We start from the raw sequence: 22,486 nt of genomic DNA, 5'->3' as shown, positions 1-22,486 counted from the left end.
ATCCCCGGGGGCTTGTCAGCGAAACGCCAACATCTTGGAGTAAGGTGTCGATTCCCGACCAAGACCCCCCGCACGGAGCAGAACTTGAAAACCCGCAAACTCGGCCGTACCGACCTGGATGTCAGCCTGATTGGATTGGGCACCATGACCTGGGGCGAACAGAACACCGAGGCCGAAGCGCATCAGCAACTGGACTACGCGCTGTCGCGCGGCGTCAATCTGGTCGACGTGGCCGAGATGTATCCGGTGCCGCCCAAGCCCGAGACCCAAGGCCTGACCGAAACCTATATCGGCACCTGGCTGGCGCGCAGCAAGCGCCGCCAGGACATCGTGCTGGCCAGCAAGGTGGCGGGCCCCGTGCGCGACCCCAAGCGCCCCGGCCACATCCGCGATGGCAAGACCTTCCTGGACCGCAAGAACCTGACGGCGGCGCTGGACGCCAGCCTGAAGCGGCTGCAGACGGATTACCTGGACCTGTATCAGCTGCACTGGCCCGACCGCACCACCGCCACGTTCGGCCAACTGAACTATCCCTGGGTGGACGACGACCACACCGTGCCGATCGAGGAAACGCTGTCGGTCCTGCAGGACTTCGTCCGTGCCGGCAAGGTGCGCCACGTGGGCGTCTCCAACGAAACGCCGTGGGGCGTCGGCCAGTTCCTGCGCCACGCCGACAACCAGGCGCTGCCGCGCATCGTGTCGATCCAGAACGCGTACAGCCTCTTGAACCGCGTGTTCGAGATCGGCTTGTCCGAGTTCACCCATCATGAAGGCGTGGGCTTGCTGGCGTATTCGCCGCTGGCCATGGGCATGCTTTGCGGCAAGTACCTGGACGGCGCGCGTCCCGAGGGTGCGCGCTTGACCCGCTATACGCGTTTCACCCGCTACAGCAATCCGCAGGCCGAAGCCGCTACCGCCGAATACGTGGCGCTGGCGCGCGAGCACGGCTTGTCGCCCACGCACCTGGCTCTCGCCTGGGTGAACCAGCGTCCGTTCGTCACCAGCAACCTGATCGGCGCCACCACGCTTGAGCAGTTGAAAGAGAACATCGACAGCGTCGACGTGACCTTGTCGCCCGACGTGTTGAAGGCGGTGGACGCCATCCACGTGCGCCATCCGAATCCGGCGCCCTGATGCCGCAAGCGGCCCGCTGGCGCGTGACACGCGTATTGGCATCGCTGCTATCGGCGGCGCTTGCCGCCGCCGCGGCGGGCTGCGCTTCCACCAAGCCCTACACCGAATCGGTCTCTGCGCTGATGGTGTCTTCGGACAGCAAGACCTTCGCGGTCCTGGGGCCGAAGTACCACTACCTGTTCGAGATGCCGCCGGCGATGGCGCAGTCGTTGACGTCGGATTTCCGGACGCGGCTGACCGCCGTCGTCCTTCGGGATTTCCATGTGGGGGCCGGCGGGCATGCCTGGGGATATGTCCGGCTGCAGTTGACGGACGACGCCACCGACCGTGATCGGCAACAGGCGTACGCCATGCACTACCAGACCACGAAGGAAGGCCTGGTCTATTACACGTTCCACCTTGAAGGCAAACGCTACGTCGCGCAGCTTGGCACGCCCAGCCCGGCGCAGGCCGGGTTGGGCCGGCAGACCGTGCTGGACAAGCCTTATCTCATCACCGTGCAGGATTCCCAGGGCAGCGCGGAGGCCATGAAATTGCTGTCGCCCGTCACGTTCCTGGCAGGCACCGGCTTTGTGGTCGCCAATCCCGCAGTGGTGCTGTTTGCGTTGCCCGTGGCGGGATTGAAGCCCTAGGCGTTGATTTCCCACAGGCGATCAGGCGCGAAGTCGTCCTGTTCGCCTTTCTTGGCATAGCCCAACGGGTTGGCCACGATGCGGCAGCCGTCTTTCACGTAGTCGTGCGCGCAATGCAGATGGCCGTGCATCCACGTGTGCGCCAGCGGCAGCAGCGCGTCCAGCGCGTTGCAGAATCCGGCGGTGCCGGGCGTGACGCCATAGCGCGGATCGGCGCTGGCCAGCGTGGGCGCGAAGTGGGTGATGGCCAGGGTCGGGCCGTCGAACGGCACGCGCAGCGCCGCGTCCAGCCATTGCTGACAGGCCAGGCCCTGTTCGCGCATCTGCTCGGCCATGAAGGGCGCGCCGTGGCGGTGCATCGCGGCCTTTTCCAGATAGAAGTCGGCCGCGCGGAAGGCTTTGGCGCGCTTGGTCAGCGCGGCGCCGAGGGTGTCGCTGTCGGCGGCCAACGCGTCGAAGTCCGTCCATAGCGTGGTGCCCACCAGCCGCACGCCGTCGATGACGCAGGTTTCGCGCTCCAGCCACTGGATGTCCAGCGCGTGGCACAGTTCGCGCAGGCGGTCGTGCGTTTCATCGAAATCCAGGTTGTCGTATTCGTGGTTGCCGGGCACGAACACCACGGGCGTGGGCCAGCCGTTGCGCGGCGCGTAGCTGCCCAGGCCGAAGTCCGAGCCATTCAGTTTCGACCCCCGCTGGTACGAGCCGATGTCCCCGGCCAGCACCAGCAGGTCGGCGCCCGGCGTGGGCCGCGCCAGGAAGGTCGGGTCGGATTCTAGATGCAGGTCGGAGAGCAGTTGGATCTTCATGCCCGATATCTTATGCGACACTTTCCCATCGGAACCGCCCACTCACCCCGACAACCAGGAGGAACGCCCATGCGTATTGCGATTGCCACCGCCGCGCTGATCCTGGCGGCCAGCGCCCAGGCGCAACCGCTGAATTGCGCCAATGCCGCTACGCAGACCGACATGAACCTGTGCGCCGATCAGGCCTACAGGCAGTCGGACGCCGCGCTGAACAAGGCCTACAAGACCGTGATCGAGCGCCTGAAAGACGACCGGACCAAGACGACGCAATTGCAAGCCGCCCAGAAGGCCTGGCTATTCTTCCGCGACGCGGAATGCGCGTTCTCGGCCAGCGGCACGACAGGCGGCAGCGGCTACCCGATGGTGCTGAGCCGATGCCTGGACACATTGACGCAGGCGCGCACCAAGGAACTCGACGCTTACCTGAAGTGCGAGGAAGGCGACCTGAGCTGCCCCGTGCCGGGCAGGCAATGACGGTGCCAGGCGCCGCGGATCCCGCGGGCGGTGCGGACAACGCCGGGCTGGTGCTGGACGGGCAGGGCGTGCCGCGCTGCTTCTGGCAGCCGTCCATGCCCCACTATCACGACCACGAATGGGGCCGCCCGGTCGGGGACGATCGCCGGCTGTATGAAAAGATCTGCCTGGAAGGTTTCCAGGCGGGCATGGCGTGGATCACCATCCTGCGCAAGCGCGATGCCTTCCGCGAGGCGTTCGACGACTTCGACTTTGAGCGGGTGGCGCGCTATACGGACCACGACGTGGACAGGCTGATGGGCAACCCCGCCATCGTGCGCAATCGCGCCAAGATCCTGTCCACCATCAACAATGCGCGCCGGGCGCTGGCGCTGGCCGACGAAACGGGATCGCTGTCCGGCTGGTTGTGGCGCCACGAGCCGCCCGCCTCTGAGCGGCCGACGGCGGTGGACCTGGATTACTGGAACCGGAACCCGACTTCGGCGGCGTCGGCCGCCCTGTCGCGCGCCTTGAAAAAGCGTGGCTGGACTTTCGTAGGCCCCACCACGATGTACGCCTTCATGCAGGCTGTTGGCATGGTCAACGACCACATGAGCGGTTGCGCATGCCGGCCGGCGATCGAGGCCGCCCGGGCTGCTTTCAAGCGGCCGGGGTAGCGTGTGGGCATGCCGGATCGATGCTGCGGCGCAATGCCGACGTGACACGATTCCGTACATCAATTCGATTGCCGCAGGAGGAGGAATCCGCCAGTATTCGAGCGAAATAAAGCAATTGAACCCTTGCAGCGGCACTCTGGAGCAGAGATTGATCGTTTCGACACGCCGGTTCCATTCGCAATATTCGTCCTATTTTCCCAAGTGGTCGCGGCCCGCGCTATGGGCGCTGCTTTTAAGCCCGGCCTTGCTGCCGGGGTTGGCGGCGGCGGCCTGTAGTCCCACGACCTCGCCGGGCACCGGTCAAAGCGTGACCTGTACAGGGGCGACGGCCAGCGGGTCGGTCGAGGCCGCCGCAGGCAGCCAGAACGTGTCGATCACCGTCGCGCCGGGCGCCAGCTTCATCACCAATGCGACGCGCGCCTTTTCGGTGGAAGACGCCAGTACTATCGTCAACAACGGCACCATCACCGTCCAGGGCGGATCGGGATCGTCGCGTGGCGCGATGGTGGGCTTCGGCAACAACAACACGCTGATCAACAACGGTTCCATCGCGATGGCCGGTGCGCTGGTGCGCGGCATTTCAGTCCCCAACACCGGCAGTACCGGGACCCGGGTGACCAATGCCGGCAGCATCGTCACGTCAGGCACCAGCGGGCATGGCATCGCCGTCAACGGGCCCGGCAATCTGGTGACCAACACCGGTACTGTCGATGTCAGCGGCACGGATGCCAAAGGTGTTTTCCTGCAAGGCGGCAGCGGCTTGGCGAATGTGCTCATCAACAGCGGCTCGATCCGCGCCCGGGGTGCCAGCTCCAATGGCACGGCTGGGGCCGATGGCGTGTACGTCAATACGACCAACCCCAACGGGTTTTTCTCGCGCGTGGAGAACCTGCCCGGCGGATCGATCATCGCAGACCATTCCTACGCCTATCGCGGCCATAACGGCAACGACACGTTCATCAACGCGGGGTATGTCGAAGGCTACGGGGGAGCTTCCGGCAACACGGCGGTGTTCATGGGGCCACAGGGAACGGGCACGCTGATCCTTCGCACGGGGTCCGTGATCCGCGGCGTGGCGGACGGGGGCGGCGCCGCCAGCAACGCCTATCTGGAAGGGCAGGGCGTGGCCGACAACGCGTTCACCAACTTTCGCACATTGACGATGCGGGGCGAGCAGTGGCGGTGGACATCCGATTCCACATTCACCGACAGCATTTCGCTGCAAAGCGGCACGTTCTTCCTGACCGGGACACTGGGCAGCCCGGCCAACTCGCTGGCTGCCGGCGCGGTCCTGGCGGGCACCGGCACGTTCGCGGGCGCTTTGAACAATGCCGGTGAAATCCGACCAGGCCCGAACGACGGCACCGGCTTCGGCGCCTTGACCGTACGCGGCAATTACGTCGGCGCGGGCGGTTCGTTGACATTGAACACGCAACTGGGCGCCGACAATTCGCCGTCCGACCGCCTTGTCATCGACGGTGGGCAGGCCAGTGGCGCCACGCCCATCACGGTCGTCAATCGCGGCGGCGCCGGTGCGCTGACTGCGGCCGACGGCATTGCCGTGGTGCAGGCCGTGAACGGCGCCACCACCAATACGGGCGCCTTCTCTCTGGCCACGCCGCTGACGGCGGGTGCTTACGACTACCACCTGTACCGCGGCGGCGCCCTGGGTGGCGACCCGGATAGCTGGTTCTTGCGATCGCGCGGTTATGCCGTGGACGGGCAAGTGGTCGGCAGCTTGCCGGAAGCCGAGGCCATCGCCGCGGAAATCGCCGGGCAAACGGGAGGGGAGGCGCCTGCTATCGCATCCGTGAACTTCTATCGGCCGGAAGTGGCGCTTTACAGCGCCATTCCGATGGTGGCGCGGCAGGTCGGCTTGACGCAGTTGTCCACCTTTCACGACCGGCAAGGCGATCAGGATCTGTTGCGCCGCGACGGCGCCCGGTCCTCGGGTTGGGCGCGCGGTTTTGGCGGCAGTTTCAAGGAGGCGCTGGACGGCGATGCGCAACCGGCGTTCGACGGCGATCTGACCGGTCTGCAGATCGGTCAGGATCTGTACGCGAGGACCGGAGACACCAATACGCAGGACCGGCTGGGGTTATTCGCCGGCTACACGCATGCGCGCGGCGATGTGACGGGATCGGTGTCGGGCCGCAGCAATATCGGCGCCGGCAGGCTGACGGTAGACGGCTATAGCCTGGGCGGATACTGGACCCGCATCGGCGCATCTGGCTGGTATGTGGATTCAGTACTGATGAACACCTGGCTGGATATCGATACCGACTCCAAAGCGCAGCGCACCGCCAGCACCAATGGGTCGACATTCACGGCATCCGTCGAAACCGGCATGCCGTTCCCCGTATCGCAGAATTGGCGTCTGGAACCGCAGGCGCAGATCTTGTATCAGCGCACGCGGGTCGACGATTTCGAGGACGATGTCTCCCCGGTCAGCATCAGCAACGACAACGCGCTGACCGGTCGCATCGGCGTGCGCCTGCAGGGCGCGTATGAATCGGCGGGCACGCAATGGCGGCCTTATGCGCGGGCCAACTTGTGGCGCACATTCAGCGGCACGAATCGGGTCGTGCTGGGCAGTGACGGCGTGGATACGCCGCGCAGCAGCACAGCGCTGGAGTTTGCGTTGGGCGTCACGGCGCAGATGACGGACCGGATGGGCTTCTACGGCAAGGTTTCCTACACGACAAGCGTGGACAGTGGATATGTGCGCGGCACGGCGGGGCAATTGGGGGTGCGCTATGCCTGGTAGGGGGCGGCGGGGAAAAGCTTGATTTGGTTGCGACTCGCAAGTATATTGGTTGCGAACCGCAACTTGCCGAGGCCGCCATGGATCTCATCGATTTTCCCTCCCAGTCCCGCGAAGACACCATTCGGGACCTGCGGGAGTTTTCCCGCAAGCTGGTGCGCGAACTGGGCTTCATGCGCACGTCCTTGGCGGGCAGCGATCTTGCGCCGTCGGCCGTGCATGCCATCATCGAGATCGGCTTGCAGCCGGGGATCCAGGCCCGCGATCTGGCGGGCATCCTCAGGCTGGACAAGTCCAACACCAGCCGCCAGTTGGCCAAACTGGAATCCGCGGGCCTGGTCACGCGTGAAACCGACGCCGATGACGCGCGCGCTTCCCGCCTGGCGCTGACCGACGCGGGACGCGCCTTGCGCGCACGCATCGACCAGTTCGCCACCGATCAGGTGTCGCGCGCATTGCGCCAGCTGGCGCCGGACGACCAGCAATCGCTGGTCCGCTTCCTGTCCCTGTACGCCGCTGCGCTGTCGCGCGAAAATCCCAACGTGGCGCCGGGCGCGCCTACGGGTATCGCCGACCAGATCCTCGAAGGCTATGTGCCGGGCTGCATCGGCGACGTGGCCAGCCTGCATGCGCGCTACTACGCGCAGGCCTCGGGTTTCGGCGTGTACTTCGAACGCAAGGTGGCCAGCGAACTGGGCGCCTTCGCCGAGGGCCTGCCCGCGCAAGGCAAAGGCCTGTGGCTGTATGTGGACGGGGGCAGGGTGCTGGCGTCCATTGTGATCGACGGCGACCTGGCCAGCCGCCAGGCGCACCTGCGCTGGTTCATCGTCGACGAGTCGCTGCGCGGCATGGGCGTGGGCCGGGCGCTGCTTCTCCGGGCGCTGGCGTTCGCCGACGCGCATTATGACGAGACTTACCTGTGGACCTTCAAAGGGCTGGACGCGGCCCGCCACCTGTACGAGGCGGCGGGGTTTGTCCTGACCGAAGAATCAGAAGGCCGCCAATGGGGCAGCGTGGTCGTCGAGCAACGCTTCCTGCGCCGCCGCTGATCCGGACCGAACCCGGAATCAAGCCCGTCAGGAAGTTCGGGATCAAACCCGAAAATCCGCAGCCATGTCCTCATCCGTGCGCAACGGCAACTTGCCCGAGCGGCAGGCGTCGGTGAAGGCGCGGTAGTCCTTTTCGTTCTGGCGGGCGTATTCGCGGGCGTACTCGACCAGCGCGTCGGGAAAGGCGTCGCCGCGGCCCATGTACGCCGCCAGTTCAATGGCGCGGCCGCTGGCCTTCGCATGCGCGCGCGCCAGCGCCCAGCCGCAAATGCGCGCGTAGCCGGCCAACAGCCGCGCGTCGAAGCTCTCGACGTCGGCCGAAACCTTCATGTCGCGCAACTGCCGGAAGTAATAGTCCCGGCCGCGCGGGCCGCTGGCCCAACCCAGGAAGATGTCGCTGGCCGCCTGCAGCAGCCGTTGTCCGGTGACGACGCGATAGCCCTCGTGCGGTTCGGACTTGGCGCGCGAATAGCGGGCGACGACGGAGCGCCGGGCTTCCTTGACCTGCAGGAACAGCGGGTTGTCCCAACTGTCGGTCAGCAGCATGACGAGGCAGCGCGTGCCGACGCTGCCCACGCCCACGACTTTGAACACCACGTCCTGGGTGGTGAAGTGCTTGAGAAGTTCACGGCGGTCGGGGGCCAGGCTGTCCAGGTAGTGCCCATAGCACTTGGCCATCTTCTTCTTCCACGTTGCCGTGTCGGGCCAGGCGTTCGGGCCATCCAGCAACGAGTTGGGGCCATTGGGGTGGAACAGGGCAGGGGGCGCGTCGCGGATCTGCCACTGGCCGTCCTGCTTGAACGCCATTTTTCGCAGCACGCTGTCATGCGTGCGGCCGGCGGCCTTCTCCATGCTCTTGGAGATCAGCCGGCGCCCTTGCGGGGTCTGCGCATCTTCCAGCATGCGGTCGAACGTGATCCCTTCGTACCAGATGTCCAGCGCGCTGTTCTGCGCATATTCGGCCATGCGCCGCCGGTACTCGGTGGCCGCGGCCATCACGGCGTCGGCCACGTCGCCGCGGCTGAAGCCCAGGTGCTGCCCGGCGATGGCGAAGCTGGCGGTCAACCGCTTGAGGTCCCATTCCCATGGGCCGGTAGCCACTTCGTCGAAGTCGTTCAGGTCGAACACCAACTGCCGTTCAGGCGTGGCGAAACCGCCGAAGTTCAGCAGATGGGCGTCGCCGCAGACGGGGATGTCGATGCCGGTATCGGGCGTGCCGGCCAGATCGTGCGCTTGAAGAATGGCGCTGCCGCGAAAGAAAGTGAAGGGGGAAGCCGCCATGCGCCCGTAGCGCAAGGGGATCAGCGCCGTCACCCGGTCGGCGCTGCTGATGCGCAAGAGCTTGACCGGGTCCCGGTCGGTATTGCCGGCGATGCCGTGGGACGATCGCTTGGCCCGTGCCCGGGCCTTCACTCCGTGCTGCTTCCGCGCTTGAATGCTGTCCGTGCTGAGCATGTTCGCTCCTGGTAGACAAGGCTGGCTTCGACGGCTTACTGGGAAATCGGGAGTGTATGGGGGCGCCAGCCGATTGGCTATATGCGCTGCGGAAATACGCCGATACATCACCGGTGCCGGGCGTGCCCGCCTATTCACGGGGATGTCACGTCGCGTTCCTAGACTCCCGGGGGCATGCCGGCTGACAGCGGTATGAAGGCCTGCTCCCCTTATCCACTCCGAACTTCCCATGCCCTCCAAAAGCCTAGCAAGAATGCTTGCGGCCACGCTGCTCGCGGTCGTCGCCTTGTCCGCCTGTGGCGGCGATGACAACGGCGACCCCTCGACGGCCAATCCCGAGCCTCCCGTCACGGAGCAACCCAAGCCGCCGGCACCGTTGCTGCGTTGCGCGCCTTGATCCGAGCCACGCCGGCCCAACCCGTCTCGTCCCGACTCCAACGACTCCGAATCCCGAACATGACCTCTCGCCGCAACTTCCTGCAGACCACCACGGGCGCGGGCTTTGCCGCGGCCGCGTTGGCCGCGTTCCCGCCCAGCATCCGCCGCGCACTGGCCATTCCGGCCAACAATGCCACCGGCACCATCACCGATGTGGAACACGTCATCATCCTGATGCAGGAGAACCGCTCGTTCGACCACTACTTCGGCACGCTCAAAGGCGTGCGCGGCTTTGGCGACCGCTTCACGATCCCGTTGGCCAACGGGCGCAAAGTCTGGCAGCAGGAACGCGCCAACGGCGCCGTGCTGACGCCCTACCATCTGGACGGCAGCGCCAACAACGCGCAGCGCGCGGACGGCGCGCACCATACCTGGGTGGACAGCCAGGCCGCCTGGGACCACGGCCGCATGACGCGGTGGCCCGCCGAGAAGACCGATATTTCGATGGGCTATTTCAAAGAGCGCGAAATCCCGTTCCAGTTCGCGCTGGCCAACGCCTTTACGTTGTGCGACGCCTATCACTGTTCGATGCATACCGGCACCGACGCCAACCGGTCCTTCCACTTGACGGGCACCAATGGCGCCTCGGCAGGCGGCGCGTCGTTCGTCAACAACGAATGGGATTGGATCGACGGGCAAGCCGCCACCCAGAACCGGGGCTACACCTGGACGACCTACGCCGAACGGTTGGAAGCCGCCGGTGTCAGCTGGATCTCGTACCAGAACATGCCGGACGAATGGGGCGACAACATGCTGGGCGCGTTCCAGAATTTCCGCCGCGCGAACATCGCGTCGGGCTTTCCGGTGTCCAGCGGCGGCGAGCCGGGCGTGCCATACGCCAACACCGGCCAGGCGCTGCCCTACCATGCCTACGATGCCGCGACCGACAATGCGCGCAACCCGCTGTACAAGGGCATCGCCAACACCTTGCCGGGCACCGCGCCCGAGAACTATCTGGACGCCTTCAAGCGCGACATCCGCGAAGGCAAGCTGCCGCAGGTCAGCTGGATGAACGCGCCGTCGATCTATTGCGAGCATCCCGGCCCGTCCAGTCCGGTGCAAGGCGCCTGGTTCCTGCAGGAAGTGCTGGACGCCCTGACCGCCGTGCCCGAGGTCTGGAGCAAGACGGTGGTGCTGGTGAACTTCGACGAGAACGACGGCTACTTCGACCACGTGCCGTCCCCGTCGGCGCCGTCGCCCGATTCGGGCCTGCCCAAGGCGGGCAAGTCGACCCTGAGCGATATCGACATGGCGTTCGAGTATTTCTCGCATGCCGCGCCAGCGGGCAGCCGCAGCCAGCCCGCGCCGGACGGCCGGGTCTATGGCCCCGGCCCGCGCGTGCCTTTGTTCGTGATTTCACCCTGGAGCCGCGGAGGCTGGGTCAATTCGCAGGTGTTCGACCATACCTCGGTGCTGCGTTTCCTGGAGACCCGCTTCGGGGTCAAGGAACCCAATATCAGTCCGTACCGCCGCGCCGTCTGTGGCGACCTGACCAGCGCCTTCAACTTCCAGACGCCGAATACCGAAACGCTGCCGACCCTGGCCGGGCGCAGCACCCGTAGCGCCGCTGACCAGTTGCGCAGCGCGCAGGAGGCCCTGCCCGCCATGCCCTTGCCGACCGACATGCAGCTGCCCGTCCAGGCCAGCGGCACGCGCCCGTCGCGGGCGCTGCCCTACGAGCTGCATGTCAGCGCGCGTTGCAGCGCCGAAGGCATGGTCGAACTGCTGTTTTCGAACACGGGCAAGCAGGCGGCGGTCTTCCATGTCTATGACCGGTTGAACCTGTCCCGCGTCCCGCGCCGGTATGTCGTGGAAGCGGAGAAGTCGCTGTCGGATGCCTGGAACGCGTTCCGGGACAATCTGGGCCGCTACGACCTGTGGGTACTGGGCCCCAATGGCCTGCACCGCCACTTCAAGGGCGACACCAGCCGCATCGCCGATGCGGAGGTCGCGCCCGAGATCCGGGTCTGTTACGACATCGCCAATGGCGACGTCTACGCCGAACTGATGAACGCCGGCGCCAAGGCCGCCGACTTCACGGTGACCGCCATGGCGTATCGCCAGGACGGGCCGTGGCGCCAGACGGTGGCGGGCAAGGCGACGGCGTCGCTGCACTGGTCGTTGGAGGGCAGTGCGCAGTGGTATGACTTTGCCGTCACCTGCGCAAGCGATCCCGCTTACTACCGTCGCTTTGCGGGCCGCGTCGAGACCGGCAAGCACACGGTGAGCGATCCGGCGATGGGGTCGGGCGAGTAGGCAAAGGCCGCACCTGGGGCGCTATGGGCGATTGCTGTCAGGCGGTAGCCCATGGCCGGCGCCTCAGATCACGCTGATGCGCAACTCGGCCAGCAGCACGGCGGCCTGCGCTTTGGAAATGGTGGCGCCAGCCAGGCGCGCGGCAACCGTCAGGTCGATGCCGCTCAAGTCCACTTCACGCAGGTCGGCGCCCTCGAAGCGGACGTTCTTCAGATTCGCGTTGCGCAGGCTGCCGCCATGGAACACGGTGTCGCGGAAATCGCTGCCCGCCAGGTCGGCGTCCGAGAAGTCCAGCTGCATGATGTTGGACTTGCGGAACGACACGCCGCGCAGCAGCGCGCCCACCAGCAGGCATTCCTCCACGGTCCAGCCCAGGCAGGCGACGCCGTCGAAATCGGAACCAGTCAGTTTGCAGCCTTGGAACGTGGCGGCCGCCAACCGGGCCCGGCGCCAGTTGGCGTTGTTCAGGTCGCAATTCTGGAACACGGCATCGCTGGCATCGGCCGACGCGAAATTGGCTTGTCCGCCGCGGCAACGCACCCACGACGTGTCGGCCAGCGTGGCGCCCTGGAACGAGGCGCCTGCAATGGCGCAGGCCGTGAACTGCGCGCCGCGCAAGTCCAGGCGCGAAAAATCGGCATCCTGGAAATCGCAGTCCTGGAACGACAGCGGACGGCCCGCCGCGCCTTCGATCAAGGCCTCCATCGCCTTGCGGTCAATCTCTAGGTCGGTCACGGTTTCAATTGTGTCTTGCGTCATGCCTGAACTCTCGGTTTGATGCGCCGGGGCGGGGCCGGAATGCTCCACGCGCGCCGGGGCGGCCTCTAGGATACCCAATCCTGTTTGGCCCGTTTCCGCGACTTGTCGAATGCCTTCCATTTCGATACTGTCTTGTCTGCTAGTTCGCAGGTCGCAAGTTCTCTTCACCCTGTTCACGCAAGTCGAATCGAGTCGGAAGGAACAGCCTATGCTCGTGCAATGCGAGGTCCCGGTAAACCGTTCGCCAGCAGTTTCCCGGACAGCGGTCCTCAAGGCGCCACGCCATCGGCGCGCGTCCGCCGCCATGGCGGCAATGGCGGCTATCGCAGCCCTGGGGCTGGCGTTCAATGCCGTTGCCGCGGATTCCTCATCGTTCAAAGACCCGGAAGACGGCGCGTTCGACATCAGCGATTTCCTGCTGCATCGCAAAGGCGTCATGCCGGTGCCCGCCATCATCACGGAGCCGGCGGTGGGCTACGGCGGCGGGCTGATGCTGTTGTACTTCTCCGAATCGCTGGCCGATGCCGAGCGCAAAGCCCAGGAAGAACGCGGCACGTTGGCGCCGCCCAACGTCACGGGCGTCGGCGGCGCGCTGACCGAGAACGGCAGCCGCTTTGGCGGCCTGTTCCACTTCCATACCTGGGGCGGCGATCGATACCGCTACCTGGGCGCGCTTGCGCAGGGGCGAATGAACCTGGACTACTACGGCCTGTTGAACCGCGGCCGCAGCTATGAATTGAAGGGCACGTTCCTGGTGCAGCAACTGCTGGCCCGGGTGGGCGACTCGCGCTGGTATATCGGGCCGCGCTACACCTACTTCAATTCCGATACGCGCTTTACCGGCGAGGCCGCTTCCGAGCTCAATACGGCCGACCAGCAGCGGCGCATCGGCAAGCTGGGCCTGGTGGTGGACTACGACAACCGCGACAACATGTTCTACCCCACCAAGGGCAGCTACGCGGAGCTGGAAGCGCAGTTCGCGCGCGGCTGGCTGGGCAGTTCGCAGTCGTTCGAGACCTATCGCGCCCGCGGCTACACCTGGATCCCGCTGAATCCGAAATGGAACCTGGGCGTGCGCGCGGATGGCCAGACGACCAGCGGCGCGGTGCCGTTCTACGCCCAGCCCTCTATCGACCTGCGCGGCGTGTCCCGAGGCCGCTATCAGGACAAGACCGCATTGGCGACCGAACTGGAACTGCGCTGGAACGTCACGCCCCGCTGGTCGTTGCTTGGGTTCACGGGCCTGGGCAAGGCCTATGGCCGCTGGCACTCGTTCAATGAGGCCTCCACGGTCGTCAGCGTGGGCACGGGCTTCCGCTACCTGATCGCCAGGAAGATGGGGTTGTCGGTCGGGATAGACGTGGCGCACAGCAAGGACCAGAACGCGTTCTACATCCAGGTGGGCAGCGCCTGGCGTTGAAGCGGGGGGCGGGTGCATGCGTCCGCAAAAGCTATTGGAAGATTCCGATTTCGACGCAAAACGCCACGAGCTCCTGGTCAGTCCGGACGTTCAGCTTTCGCATGGCCGAGATTTTTTGTCCGCTGACGGTCTTCACGCTGCGCTGGAGCGTTTCGGCGACCTGCATCATGGATTCGCCCTGGACGAAATGGCGCAGCACTTCAAATTCCTTGGGCGACAGGCTGTTGATGCGTTCGCCGATGAATTTGGTGCGTGAATCCGTGGTGCCTTCGCCTTGAAAATCCGGCGGATAGTACGTGCGGCCGGCGCGCAGCGTCTGCAGGGCCGTCACGATTTCGCCCAGATGGTCGCGCTTGAGCACCACGGCGGATACGCCCGTGTCATACAGGGCCGAAATGATCATGGGGTTGGACACCATCGTCAGCACGACGACCTGCGCGCCGGAAAAGTGCCGTGTCAGGTACTTGACCAGACGGATGCCGTCGCCATAGGTCTCGTCGCCCGGCATCGAATAGTCGGTGATGACCACGTCAGGCAGGTCGCGGCGCAGATGCTCGATCAGCGCCGTCGGGCTGGCCAGTGTCGCGGCGATCTCGAAGCTGAGCTCTTTTTCGAGCAGGTCGCGCATGGCCATCAGCACCAGCGGATGGTCGTCGGCAAGAACTATTCTGATTCGTTCCATGCGAGGGGGCTGTGAAATGAACGGGTAGAGCATCGGAATCATTTTGCGCCACGGTTCACACTTGAACCAAGAATTTCCGAAGCGCCTGCACCAGGCTGCGGGCCTTCCGGGACACCTGCGCGCCCCAGCCCTGGCGGCAGAGCCTGGATTCGACGAATTCGAGGTCAGCCGATAGCGCGGTCATTTTTACCATGGACAGCGCGCCTCGCATGCGATGCAGGGTGTGCCGCGCCGCCTGCACGTCCCGCCTTGCGATCGATTGCTCCAATGCCGCCAGATCGCTGTTCATGGTTTCCAGGAACACCGGTCGAAGCCCGGCGGCGCATCGAAACGAATGTCCGTTCCCTTTCGTGGCACGGCAAGCAGATTGCATTGTCAGTTCGGAATGGTCTTGATGGATTGCAGGGTTTGGCGCAATGCGTCCAGCGCCAGGGGCTTGACCAGCAAACAGGTCATGCCGGCTTCCATGCCGCGCCGCTGCTCATCGGGAAAGGCGTTCGCGGTGATGCCGAGGATAGGGCCCGCATAACCGCGCTGGCGCAAACGCCGAGTGAACGTGTAGCCGTCCAGCCGGGGCATGTTCAGGTCGGTCAGCACGGCATCGAAGCGCATCAGGTCGGGCAGGTTCAGCGCTTCTTCGCCATTGCCCGCCAAGACGACGGCGCAGCCCAGGTGCTCCAGTTGTTCGCGCAGGATCAACTGGCTGATGGGGTTGTCTTCGGTGACGAGCACCCGCAGATTCAAGGTGTCGATCGGCGTCTTGGCGTCAGGCGTCAGGCTGCGGACAGAACCGCTTTGCGCCAGGAGGACGGCGTGGCGGATGCTGGCCAGGCTATAGGCGTTGGCGAACCAGGTGCTGGGGCTGTCTTCACCCTGCGCGGGCAGGCCTGGGGGGTGGATGATGACTTGGGGCTCGCGCCATTGGCCGCGCCGTGACGCGTGCGGCCACGCGTGCACCAGCACGCCGGGACACGGCGGCGTGGCGCCGCCTGCGGGATAGGGCAACGCCACCGCGCCCCAGCGGCGTAGCCACTCGCATAGGTTGTTGACGATTTCGGGCACCGCGCCCAGTACATACACCGCCGTGCCCTCCAGGCGGGGGGAGGCCGGTTCGGGTGCGTCCGGGGCATGCGGCAGACGGACTTCGAATGTGACGCTCGTGCCAAGGCCGGATTCGCTGACGGCATTGAGCTGGCCGTCCATCATCTCAGCAAGGCGGCGGCAGATGGACAGGCCCAATCCGGTTCCAGGCAACGCTGCCGGGCCGTCAGCCGCAATCTGATAGTAAGGGTCGAATAGTCGGCTCTGGTGTGCAGAAGCGATGCCGGGGCCGGTGTCCGCCACCTGGAAACTCAGGTCGGCGCCTTCGAGATCGCTGCCGTCAAGCTTCAGGCGCAACACGATCTGGCCGGATTCCGTGAACTTGATGGCGTTGCTGACAAGGTTGTCGAGGATTTGGCGGATTCGGGTGGCGTCGCCGATGACCGCCGCTGGGGAGTCGGGGTCGGCGACGGCATAGGCGCGCAAGCCCTTGGCATGCGCGCGCGCGGCAAAGCTGGCCACGACGTTGTTCATGAGTTCGACCGGAGAGAACGGGGCGCATTGCAGTGCCGTATGGCCCGCTTCGATGCGGGAGATGTCCAATGTGTCGTTGATGGTGCGAAGCAAGCTTGCCGACGACTGCTGAATGGTCTCGAGGTATTGCGCCTGCTGGCCGCTGACCGAGGTCAGCGAGAACAATTCGAGCGTGCCGAGAATGCCATAGAGTGGTGTCCGGATCTCGTGGCTCATCGTGGTGAGAAAGACGGTCTTGGCCTCGTTGGCGGCTTCCGCGTCGCGCTTGGCCTGCAGCAGCGATTGCTCCACGCGCTTTAACGGCGAGATATCGCTGATGCCGCAAAGCACCACGGCTTCGCCGCGATAGGTGGTGGGGGCGAACGTCAGGTAAGCGCTGCGGCCGTCGCCAAGCTTGTACTCGCGGGTGGTCTCGTTGCCGTCGCGGGACAGGATTTCGGCCCGCCAGCCCGGCGTGCCGCGGAACCAGCGCCGTGCCATGTCGTTGGACAGCACGAGGGCGCCGTCGGTGCGGCGCAGCAGGCAAAGGCCTACCGGCGCGACCTCGATCAGCTTCTGATTGAGCGATACGCTGTCGGCCAGGGCTTCGTATTGGCGCAACGCGGGCAGGACGAGCTGGCGGCGGATGTAGCGCACCTGCAGGACCACGGCGATGGTCAGCAGCAGGGACGCGAAGGCCGCCGTCTGCAAGGCGACGGCGTTGTCCTGCAGCACGCGCAGGAACGGCGTGTAATACACCAGCCGCCACCCGTCTTCCCCCACTGATTTGCTCAGCACCAGATAGTCGGGGATCCACCCTTGGCCCTGCAGGCCGAAGGCGTCCTCGCGCGTGGTGTGGGCCAGCGTGCGGTCGGCGGCCGTCCCGCCCGGGCTATGCAGCACGGGACGGCTGCGCTCGTCGAACAGCACGTAGTTGCCTGCGCCCGCCCGGGGCATGTTCACGGCGGATTCGACGCCCCGGACTTCCAGGCCGATCCAGCCCGCTTCGGGTTCGCCGGGGTCCAGCGGCGTGAACAGGAAGAGCCGCTTGGCCGTGTCTTGCGGCGGGTGCAGCCAGATGATCCGGGACTGCCCGTGGGTGGCCGGGCGGATATCGATATTGGTCAGGGTGCGCGTCAGCCATTCCTGGATATCCGTGGAGATCGGGGACAGGGTAAGCGGGTCGCGGGCGGATACGCGCAGCGCGCTGGCATCGCGGGGCGAACTGTAGACCACTTTGGTGCTGGCCAGCGCCACGCGTTGCAGGTCGCGGTGAGTCAGCACCAGCGCCCAGTCGTAGGCGCCCGGCGTCGATTGCAGCGGCAAGACCTCGATCTGCGGGGCCGCACCTGCGCGGGCAAGCGCTTCTTCCATGAATCGGGAGCCGTTGTTGCGCACGGCGGATGCCGAAACGGACCGGAGCAGCGCCTCGCGCTGGTCGAAGAACTGCTGCGCATCGTAGGCGGCCGCATTCATGTGGCGGCGGTAGGTGGACACGACGTCGTTGAAGGCCCAGTACAGGTAGAGCGTGGCGCCCGCGGCGATGCACGCGAGCAAAGCCACCGCAAGGAAATGCAGCAGCAAGGAAGCCGCGCGCGGCGCGGCCTGAGGTTCAAGGGCGAGAGCGCCGCGGTCTTCTACCAGCATTGCTCCCATGATAGAAACACCTGCTTACCAGAGGAATAAGAAGAATCTCAAAGTGAACGGGGGGGCGGTGACGTGACTTGACTCGCGTACGCAGGCGCGCTCCGGTTTGACATGGATCGTCTGGCCTGCCGCTTTAAGAACTTTCTTGTTCATTTGTTGAGCAGGCGTGGGCAGTATTGGCACGACCTGGAACTCCTGACTCGGATTCCTCCACGATGCCGCAACGCGGCCGGTTCACGTGCTGTGCAGCCGCCGTTGTGCCGCGGCCAGACGCTAATCGAGAACAGAATGACTTTGACCCATGAAGGATGACGCCCGATCCTGGCCGCTGCAGGACGCATCCGTTCTACTGCGCTTTCAGCCCGTCTTCACGGCGCAAGGCCAACTCCACGAATACGCGGTGCTGGGGCGCAGCCGGGCATCCCTGTGGAACGGGCTGAGGTCTTCCGGAGGAGGGGCCGGGCTACAGGCCGGCGTGGCGTTCTTCAAGCGGTTCAACGCCCCGATCGAACTGTCGTTCGAACACGCGCTGGACGTGAATGCCGCAGGATGCCTGGCGGAACGCCTGTGCGTCGAACTCGGCATCGGGCTGGTCAACGAAGCGATATGGGTCAACAAGCAGGCTTGCCACGACGGTATCGCGCCCCTGACGGTCGCGGCATCACGCATCACGTTCACGCTGCCGCTTAGCGGCAGGCTGTCCAAGCGCGCGGACGTCCTGACGCGCTATCCGGACTTCTTGCCTCGTCTGCGCGTGCGCCTGGTGCCCAGCCTCATCAATGGCGTCGCATCCGAATACGGGCTGTTGCGCGCCGAAGGGCTGCAAGTGCAAATACCCCTGGGCTTGTCCGAAGACCGTCCGCTGCAGGGAAGGTTCTTCACCCTGATGGAGCGCGCCTGGAGCGCCAACCTGCAAGTGGTCGCAAGCGGTGTGGACGATATCCGCGATTTCGCATGGATGCGCCTGCATAGCAATCTGCTGTTCCGCGGTGCCGCGATGTCCGCGCCGCTCAGCCCCGAATGCCTGGATACCTGGCTGCAAGCCGATAGCGGCGCGTGGCGGTCATTCCTTGCCTGTACGACGCGCTATGCCAGCTGACGTGGCGCCATGGCCGCCCGAATCGGGATTCGGGCGGCCATGGCGCTATTGCCCGTGGCGGTTCAGCTTGCCGTGTCGGACTGCATGCGGCCCAGGATGAAGCCGTCCACCGCGCTGGTGCGGCCGCGCCACAGCGTGGGCTGCCCGGCGACAGGCGACCCGTCGGCCGCGAAGAACAGCGCGTCGGCAAGGTGGATGTAGTTGGGCAGCGGGTCGGCGGGCTGCGGCACGCGGAATACGTCGCCCAATTCGGCCAACGACGTATGCACGCTGGCGCGGGTCTCCGCGTCGACCGTGCTGAGCGAATTCGTGAAGCTGGCGGCGAAGCGGTCGAAGTATTCCGCGCCCGACACGATCGAGCCCGACACCATCATGCCCCCCATCTGCAACGTTACGCCGATGCTTTCGATCTGGCTCCCGTTGTTCACCAGGTTGACCAGGAATTGCAGAAAGGCGTCGGCGCCGGGGGCGGCGGACTTGTCCTGGACGGAGAGGGAATCGATGCTCATTGTTCGGGTCTCGAAAAGGGCGGAAAGAGCCACAAGATACTCGAAGCGCGTGAAAAATACACCGATCTTAATAGCGCGAAAAGCGGCAGGATCGGGGGTCAGACCGCGCCATCCGCGCGGGTGGTCCGGCGTTAGCGTGCCGCGCTGCGGACGGCACCGCCTTCTGCGCGCTCGACACTGCGTGCGAGGCGCTGCGCTACGGCCTTCAGGCGGTCTTGCAGCGCGGCAGGCGCGAGCACATGAAAATCGACATCCAGCGTCATCAGCCAATACGCCAGGGAATCCAGCGAATCGGCGCCGCATTGCAGCAGGCAGCGCGCATCGTCCAGGGGCTGAAGCTGGCTGGCGGATTCGGCAAGCTTCTGCGCCATGACCCGCAGTGGCGCATACAGGATGATTTGCGCCTGGGTGGCATAGGGCGCCAAGTTGATCGACCGTGAGACGAACGCCCGCAAGTCTCCGCCTTCGGGCGGCGGGCGTGGCGTGAAATGGTTGCCGACGCGCGGCGCGCCCGCGATGCGGTCGATGCGGAATGTGCGCCAGTCGTCGCGAGCCGGATCCCATGCCACCAGATACCAGCGTTGTGCCGTGTGCGCCATGCCGTGCGGCTCGACATGCCGGCGGCTGGTACGTCCACGGATGTCGGTGTAGCCAAACTCGATCAGGAACTGGTCGCGGCAGGCGGCGGCCAGCGTGGCGAGCAAGCCCGCGTCGACAGTGGGGCCGCCACGGTCTATGGGAACAATGACCGATTTCAATGCTTCCACCCGGCGCCGCAGGCGCGTGGGCATGACCTGTTCAAGCTTCACCAGCGCACGTAGCGCGGACTCCTCGATGCCCCCTACCGACCCGGTGGCCGCCGTGCGCAACGTGATGGCCACCGCCAGGGCTTCGTCGTCGTCCAGCAGCAGCGGCGGCAACGCGTGGCCCGCGCGGAAGGCATAGCCGCCCGCCACGCCGCTACTGGCCTGGATGGGATAGCCCAGCTCGCGCAGCCGATCGATGTCGCGTCGCAGGGTGCGCGGGTGGATGGCCAACGTCTCGGCAAGGTCGGCGCCCGCCCAGTGGCGGCGGGTTTGCAGCAGCGAGAGCAGGCGGAGCAGGCGATTGCTGGCGGTAAGCATCGCCTACGATAACGCGAATCGAGGGCGGAATCTGTCCGCAATGGCTTTTACAGTGGCGCCTGCTGACCGTGGCATTCCGCCGCGGACGAAGCTTTCTGCAGATGAATAGGAGATTTGCCCATGTCCGTCGTCCTTTACTGGCATCCCAAGTCCAGCGCACTCCCCATTGCCTGCGCCTTGACCGAACTGGGCGTGCCCCACGAGCGCGTCGTGGTCGATCTTGAAGCGGGCGAGCAGCGCCGTCCGGAATTCCTGGCGCTAAACCCCAACGGCAAGGTGCCGACGCTGACGGTGGATGGCGCGCCGATGTTCGAGTCCCTGGCGATTCAGTTGTGGCTCGGCGAACGCTATGGCGTCGACGCCGGGCTTTGGCCGGCGCCGAACACGCCGGAGCGCTTGCTGGCGATGTCATGGTGCGCGTGGAGCTATGTGTCGTATGGCGCAGTGCTGGGGCGGGCGTATCACGCGGCCTACGGGGACGACACGCGTCGCGATGCGCGGCAGGCCGAGATCGCCCTGGAGGATATGGATGGGCTGCTGGCCGTGTTGGACGGCCATTTGTCCCAGCGTCCCTGGATTCTGGGTGCGACGTATTCGCTGGCTGACCTGGTCGTCGGATCGGTGGTCGGGTACAGCGCCTTCATGGGCGCCGTGCAGAATCACCCGCATGTGCAGGCATGGTGCGACCGGGTCAACGCCCGGCCGTCCATGCAGATCGCCGCCTAGGACGGCAAGCCGTCCTACCAGCCCCAGCAGGTTCCTGCCGCGGGCTTGCCGCAAGCGCGGTAGTTGACGGCGAACCACAGCTTGCCGGCATTGCGCGGCGTGCCATCGCTCTTGACGTCGTTGCGGGCCAGCTCGTCCAGCGTGTCTCGTGACCCTTTGACGGAGACGCCTGCGGCGACGTTCGCCGTCAAGGGGATGCCGCCCAGGCTCGCGGCCGTGCGATCGTCGAAAACGATGTCCGTAGCAGCCAGGGCACCCATCTTCAACGACGCGTCGCGCACGGCGGCGGCGTAGCTGTCGTTCGCGCCGCCGGGCGCCAGCGTCGCATTGAACGAGCTGGCCGCCAGGATCTGCGCGGGCGTGGCGGGCGCCTGCATCTTGTACTGGTCAAGCGCGGGCAACTGGCTTGCGGCGGCCTGGCGGCGCAGCCAGTCGCCCCACAGGAATTCCGCGAACTCCGGCAGGCTGCCGTTCTTGTAGGCGACGTCGCGGGTGTAATAGACCAGCGAGCGGTAGCGGTCTTCCTGCATGCCGCCGGCCTCGTCGGCGCTGGCCATGCCCAGGCGGCTGGGCAACTGGTCAACGGTGATGGGCTGGTTCTGACCGTCGCGCAACCAGGCGCGGCGCTCGTCGACCATGCGTTGCCAGAATGCGGCGGCGGTGGCCACGTCGCTGTAGTTGGCGTCGACCTTCACCCAGACCGGCAACTTGGGGCCGCCGTCGAAAATCGTGCGCAAGGACGAGAACGTGTGGTGGCCGTCGGTCAGGTACAGGTTGCCGTCCCAGCCGACCACGACGGTCTTCAGGTTTTCGGTATGCGTACCCGGCGCGTCCTTGCAGGCGAAGGTGGCCGGCTGGTCCAGGCGCGCGGCGCGGGCCGCGGCGATGTCCGCGAATTTCTGCGCGCGCTCGGTACCGCCCATGTCTTCGCAGTAGTCGTCGAATTTCTTGCCGACAGTGCGGTCCAGGTAGTCCAGCTGCAAGGCCGCGTCGGCCGCCCAGGTGGACCGGTTGAAGTCGCCCTGCCAGCGGCCCAGCTTGTAGAAGATCTGGTCGTAGCCGATGGCGGCCTGGGTGGGGCGCAGCTCTTCGATGCGAACCTGGATGACGTCGCCGGCCTTGGCCTTCAGATAGGCGGTGTTGCGCGCAGGCGTTTCGACTTCCGGCGCCGGATCGACGACTACGGGTGGGGGCGCGACGGCTGGCGTGTCATCGTCGTCATCGCCATTGCCATTGCAGGCGGCCAGGGCCAGCGGCAGCAGGGCCGCGGCCAGCAGGCGCAGGAGCGGGCGGTGGGGAAGG

Annotated in this window: 20 protein-coding genes; 11 read left to right on the top strand and 9 right to left on the bottom strand. The window is 65.7% G+C overall.

Annotation, left to right across the window (positions count from 1 at the left end; genetic code table 11):
• Positions 1–84 precede the first annotated feature (84 nt).
• Entirely contained in the window at positions 85–1,134 is a 1,050-nt protein-coding gene (locus A9973_RS10970) for an NADP(H)-dependent aldo-keto reductase (RefSeq protein ID WP_183013817.1), read from the top strand.
• The gene (locus A9973_RS10965; protein ID WP_183013816.1) at positions 1,134–1,766 is read left to right on the top strand and encodes a hypothetical protein; all 633 of its coding nucleotides are present in this window, start codon (positions 1,134–1,136) and stop codon (positions 1,764–1,766) included. Before A9973_RS10970 ends, A9973_RS10965 begins: the two co-directional genes overlap by 1 nt.
• Here A9973_RS10965 and A9973_RS10960 read toward each other — a convergent pair.
• The gene (locus tag A9973_RS10960; protein ID WP_183013815.1) at positions 1,763–2,572 is read right to left on the bottom strand and encodes a metallophosphoesterase; all 810 of its coding nucleotides are present in this window, start codon (positions 2,570–2,572) and stop codon (positions 1,763–1,765) included. The genes A9973_RS10965 and A9973_RS10960 overlap by 4 nt on opposite strands.
• Before the next feature lie 69 nt (positions 2,573–2,641).
• Here A9973_RS10960 and A9973_RS10955 point away from each other — a divergent pair, with 69 nt between their 5' ends.
• From A9973_RS10955 to A9973_RS10940, 4 genes are all read left to right on the top strand, one after another.
• Positions 2,642–3,046, top strand: a complete 405-nt coding sequence (locus A9973_RS10955; RefSeq protein ID WP_183013814.1) for a lysozyme inhibitor LprI family protein — start codon at positions 2,642–2,644, stop codon at positions 3,044–3,046.
• Positions 3,043–3,702 carry a DNA-3-methyladenine glycosylase I gene (locus A9973_RS10950; protein ID WP_183013813.1) on the top strand — a complete coding sequence of 220 codons (660 nt, stop codon included), beginning with the start codon at positions 3,043–3,045 and terminating at the stop codon, positions 3,700–3,702. The genes A9973_RS10955 and A9973_RS10950 overlap by 4 nt, the downstream gene beginning before the upstream one ends.
• 148 nt (positions 3,703–3,850) lie before the next feature.
• Entirely contained in the window at positions 3,851–6,469 is a 2,619-nt protein-coding gene (locus tag A9973_RS10945; protein ID WP_183013812.1) for an autotransporter outer membrane beta-barrel domain-containing protein, read from the top strand.
• Positions 6,470–6,546: 77 nt separating this feature from the next.
• Complete coding sequence (locus A9973_RS10940; RefSeq protein ID WP_183013811.1) at positions 6,547–7,515, top strand: helix-turn-helix domain-containing GNAT family N-acetyltransferase; 969 nt, start codon at positions 6,547–6,549, stop codon at positions 7,513–7,515.
• A 42-nt stretch (positions 7,516–7,557) separates the two neighbouring features.
• Here the strand turns inward: A9973_RS10940 and A9973_RS10935 are convergent, their stop codons facing one another.
• The gene (locus A9973_RS10935) at positions 7,558–8,970 is read right to left on the bottom strand and encodes a DUF2252 domain-containing protein (protein WP_183013810.1); all 1,413 of its coding nucleotides are present in this window, start codon (positions 8,968–8,970) and stop codon (positions 7,558–7,560) included.
• 229 nt (positions 8,971–9,199) lie between these two features.
• Between A9973_RS10935 and A9973_RS10930 the strand changes: the two genes are divergently transcribed.
• Complete coding sequence (locus tag A9973_RS10930) at positions 9,200–9,367, top strand: hypothetical protein (protein WP_183013809.1); 168 nt, start codon at positions 9,200–9,202, stop codon at positions 9,365–9,367.
• A gap of 59 nt (positions 9,368–9,426) precedes the next feature.
• Positions 9,427–11,664, top strand: a complete 2,238-nt coding sequence (locus tag A9973_RS10925) for a phosphocholine-specific phospholipase C (RefSeq protein WP_183013808.1) — start codon at positions 9,427–9,429, stop codon at positions 11,662–11,664.
• A 63-nt stretch (positions 11,665–11,727) separates the two neighbouring features.
• Here the strand turns inward: A9973_RS10925 and A9973_RS10920 are convergent, their stop codons facing one another.
• A complete protein-coding gene (locus tag A9973_RS10920; RefSeq protein WP_183013807.1) occupies positions 11,728–12,423 on the bottom strand; it encodes a pentapeptide repeat-containing protein in 696 nt (231 codons plus the stop codon).
• A gap of 313 nt (positions 12,424–12,736) precedes the next feature.
• Between A9973_RS10920 and A9973_RS10915 the strand changes: the two genes are divergently transcribed.
• The gene (locus tag A9973_RS10915; protein WP_255469121.1) at positions 12,737–13,843 is read left to right on the top strand and encodes a BamA/TamA family outer membrane protein; all 1,107 of its coding nucleotides are present in this window, start codon (positions 12,737–12,739) and stop codon (positions 13,841–13,843) included.
• 31 nt (positions 13,844–13,874) lie between these two features.
• Here the strand turns inward: A9973_RS10915 and A9973_RS10910 are convergent, their stop codons facing one another.
• From A9973_RS10910 to A9973_RS10900, 3 genes are read right to left on the bottom strand one after another with little or no spacing between them, the layout of a single operon-like run.
• Positions 13,875–14,525 (bottom strand): response regulator, encoded by a 651-nt coding sequence (locus tag A9973_RS10910; RefSeq protein WP_183013805.1) that lies wholly within the window; start codon positions 14,523–14,525, stop codon positions 13,875–13,877.
• A gap of 55 nt (positions 14,526–14,580) precedes the next feature.
• The gene (locus A9973_RS10905) at positions 14,581–14,898 is read right to left on the bottom strand and encodes an Hpt domain-containing protein (RefSeq protein WP_255469120.1); all 318 of its coding nucleotides are present in this window, start codon (positions 14,896–14,898) and stop codon (positions 14,581–14,583) included.
• Between the two features lie 2 nt (positions 14,899–14,900).
• A complete protein-coding gene (locus tag A9973_RS10900; protein ID WP_370539477.1) occupies positions 14,901–17,735 on the bottom strand; it encodes an ATP-binding protein in 2,835 nt (944 codons plus the stop codon).
• 292 nt (positions 17,736–18,027) lie between these two features.
• Here A9973_RS10900 and A9973_RS10895 point away from each other — a divergent pair, with 292 nt between their 5' ends.
• A complete protein-coding gene (locus A9973_RS10895; RefSeq protein ID WP_183013803.1) occupies positions 18,028–18,825 on the top strand; it encodes a hypothetical protein in 798 nt (265 codons plus the stop codon).
• Positions 18,826–18,887: 62 nt separating this feature from the next.
• On the opposite strand, the gene gvpU is transcribed toward A9973_RS10895, so the two are convergent.
• Together gvpU and A9973_RS10885 are read right to left on the bottom strand one after the other, a co-directional pair.
• Entirely contained in the window at positions 18,888–19,334 is a 447-nt protein-coding gene (gene gvpU, locus A9973_RS10890) for a gas vesicle accessory protein GvpU (protein WP_183013802.1), read from the bottom strand.
• A gap of 131 nt (positions 19,335–19,465) precedes the next feature.
• Positions 19,466–20,458: a YafY family protein gene (locus A9973_RS10885; RefSeq protein ID WP_183013801.1), complete on the bottom strand. Its 993-nt coding sequence runs from the start codon at positions 20,456–20,458 to the stop codon at positions 19,466–19,468.
• A 120-nt stretch (positions 20,459–20,578) separates the two neighbouring features.
• Here A9973_RS10885 and A9973_RS10880 point away from each other — a divergent pair, with 120 nt between their 5' ends.
• Entirely contained in the window at positions 20,579–21,184 is a 606-nt protein-coding gene (locus A9973_RS10880) for a glutathione S-transferase family protein (protein WP_183013800.1), read from the top strand.
• Positions 21,185–21,198: 14 nt separating this feature from the next.
• Here the strand turns inward: A9973_RS10880 and A9973_RS10875 are convergent.
• On the bottom strand, positions 21,199–22,486 hold a 1,288-nt coding region (locus tag A9973_RS10875; RefSeq protein WP_370539476.1), incomplete at its 5' end, for a ParB/Srx family N-terminal domain-containing protein.

This window comes from Achromobacter sp. UMC46 (assembly GCF_014170335.1).
In the GTDB taxonomy this organism is placed as follows: domain Bacteria; phylum Pseudomonadota; class Gammaproteobacteria; order Burkholderiales; family Burkholderiaceae_B; genus Achromobacter.
This window is presented reverse-complemented; position numbering and strand designations above follow the sequence as displayed.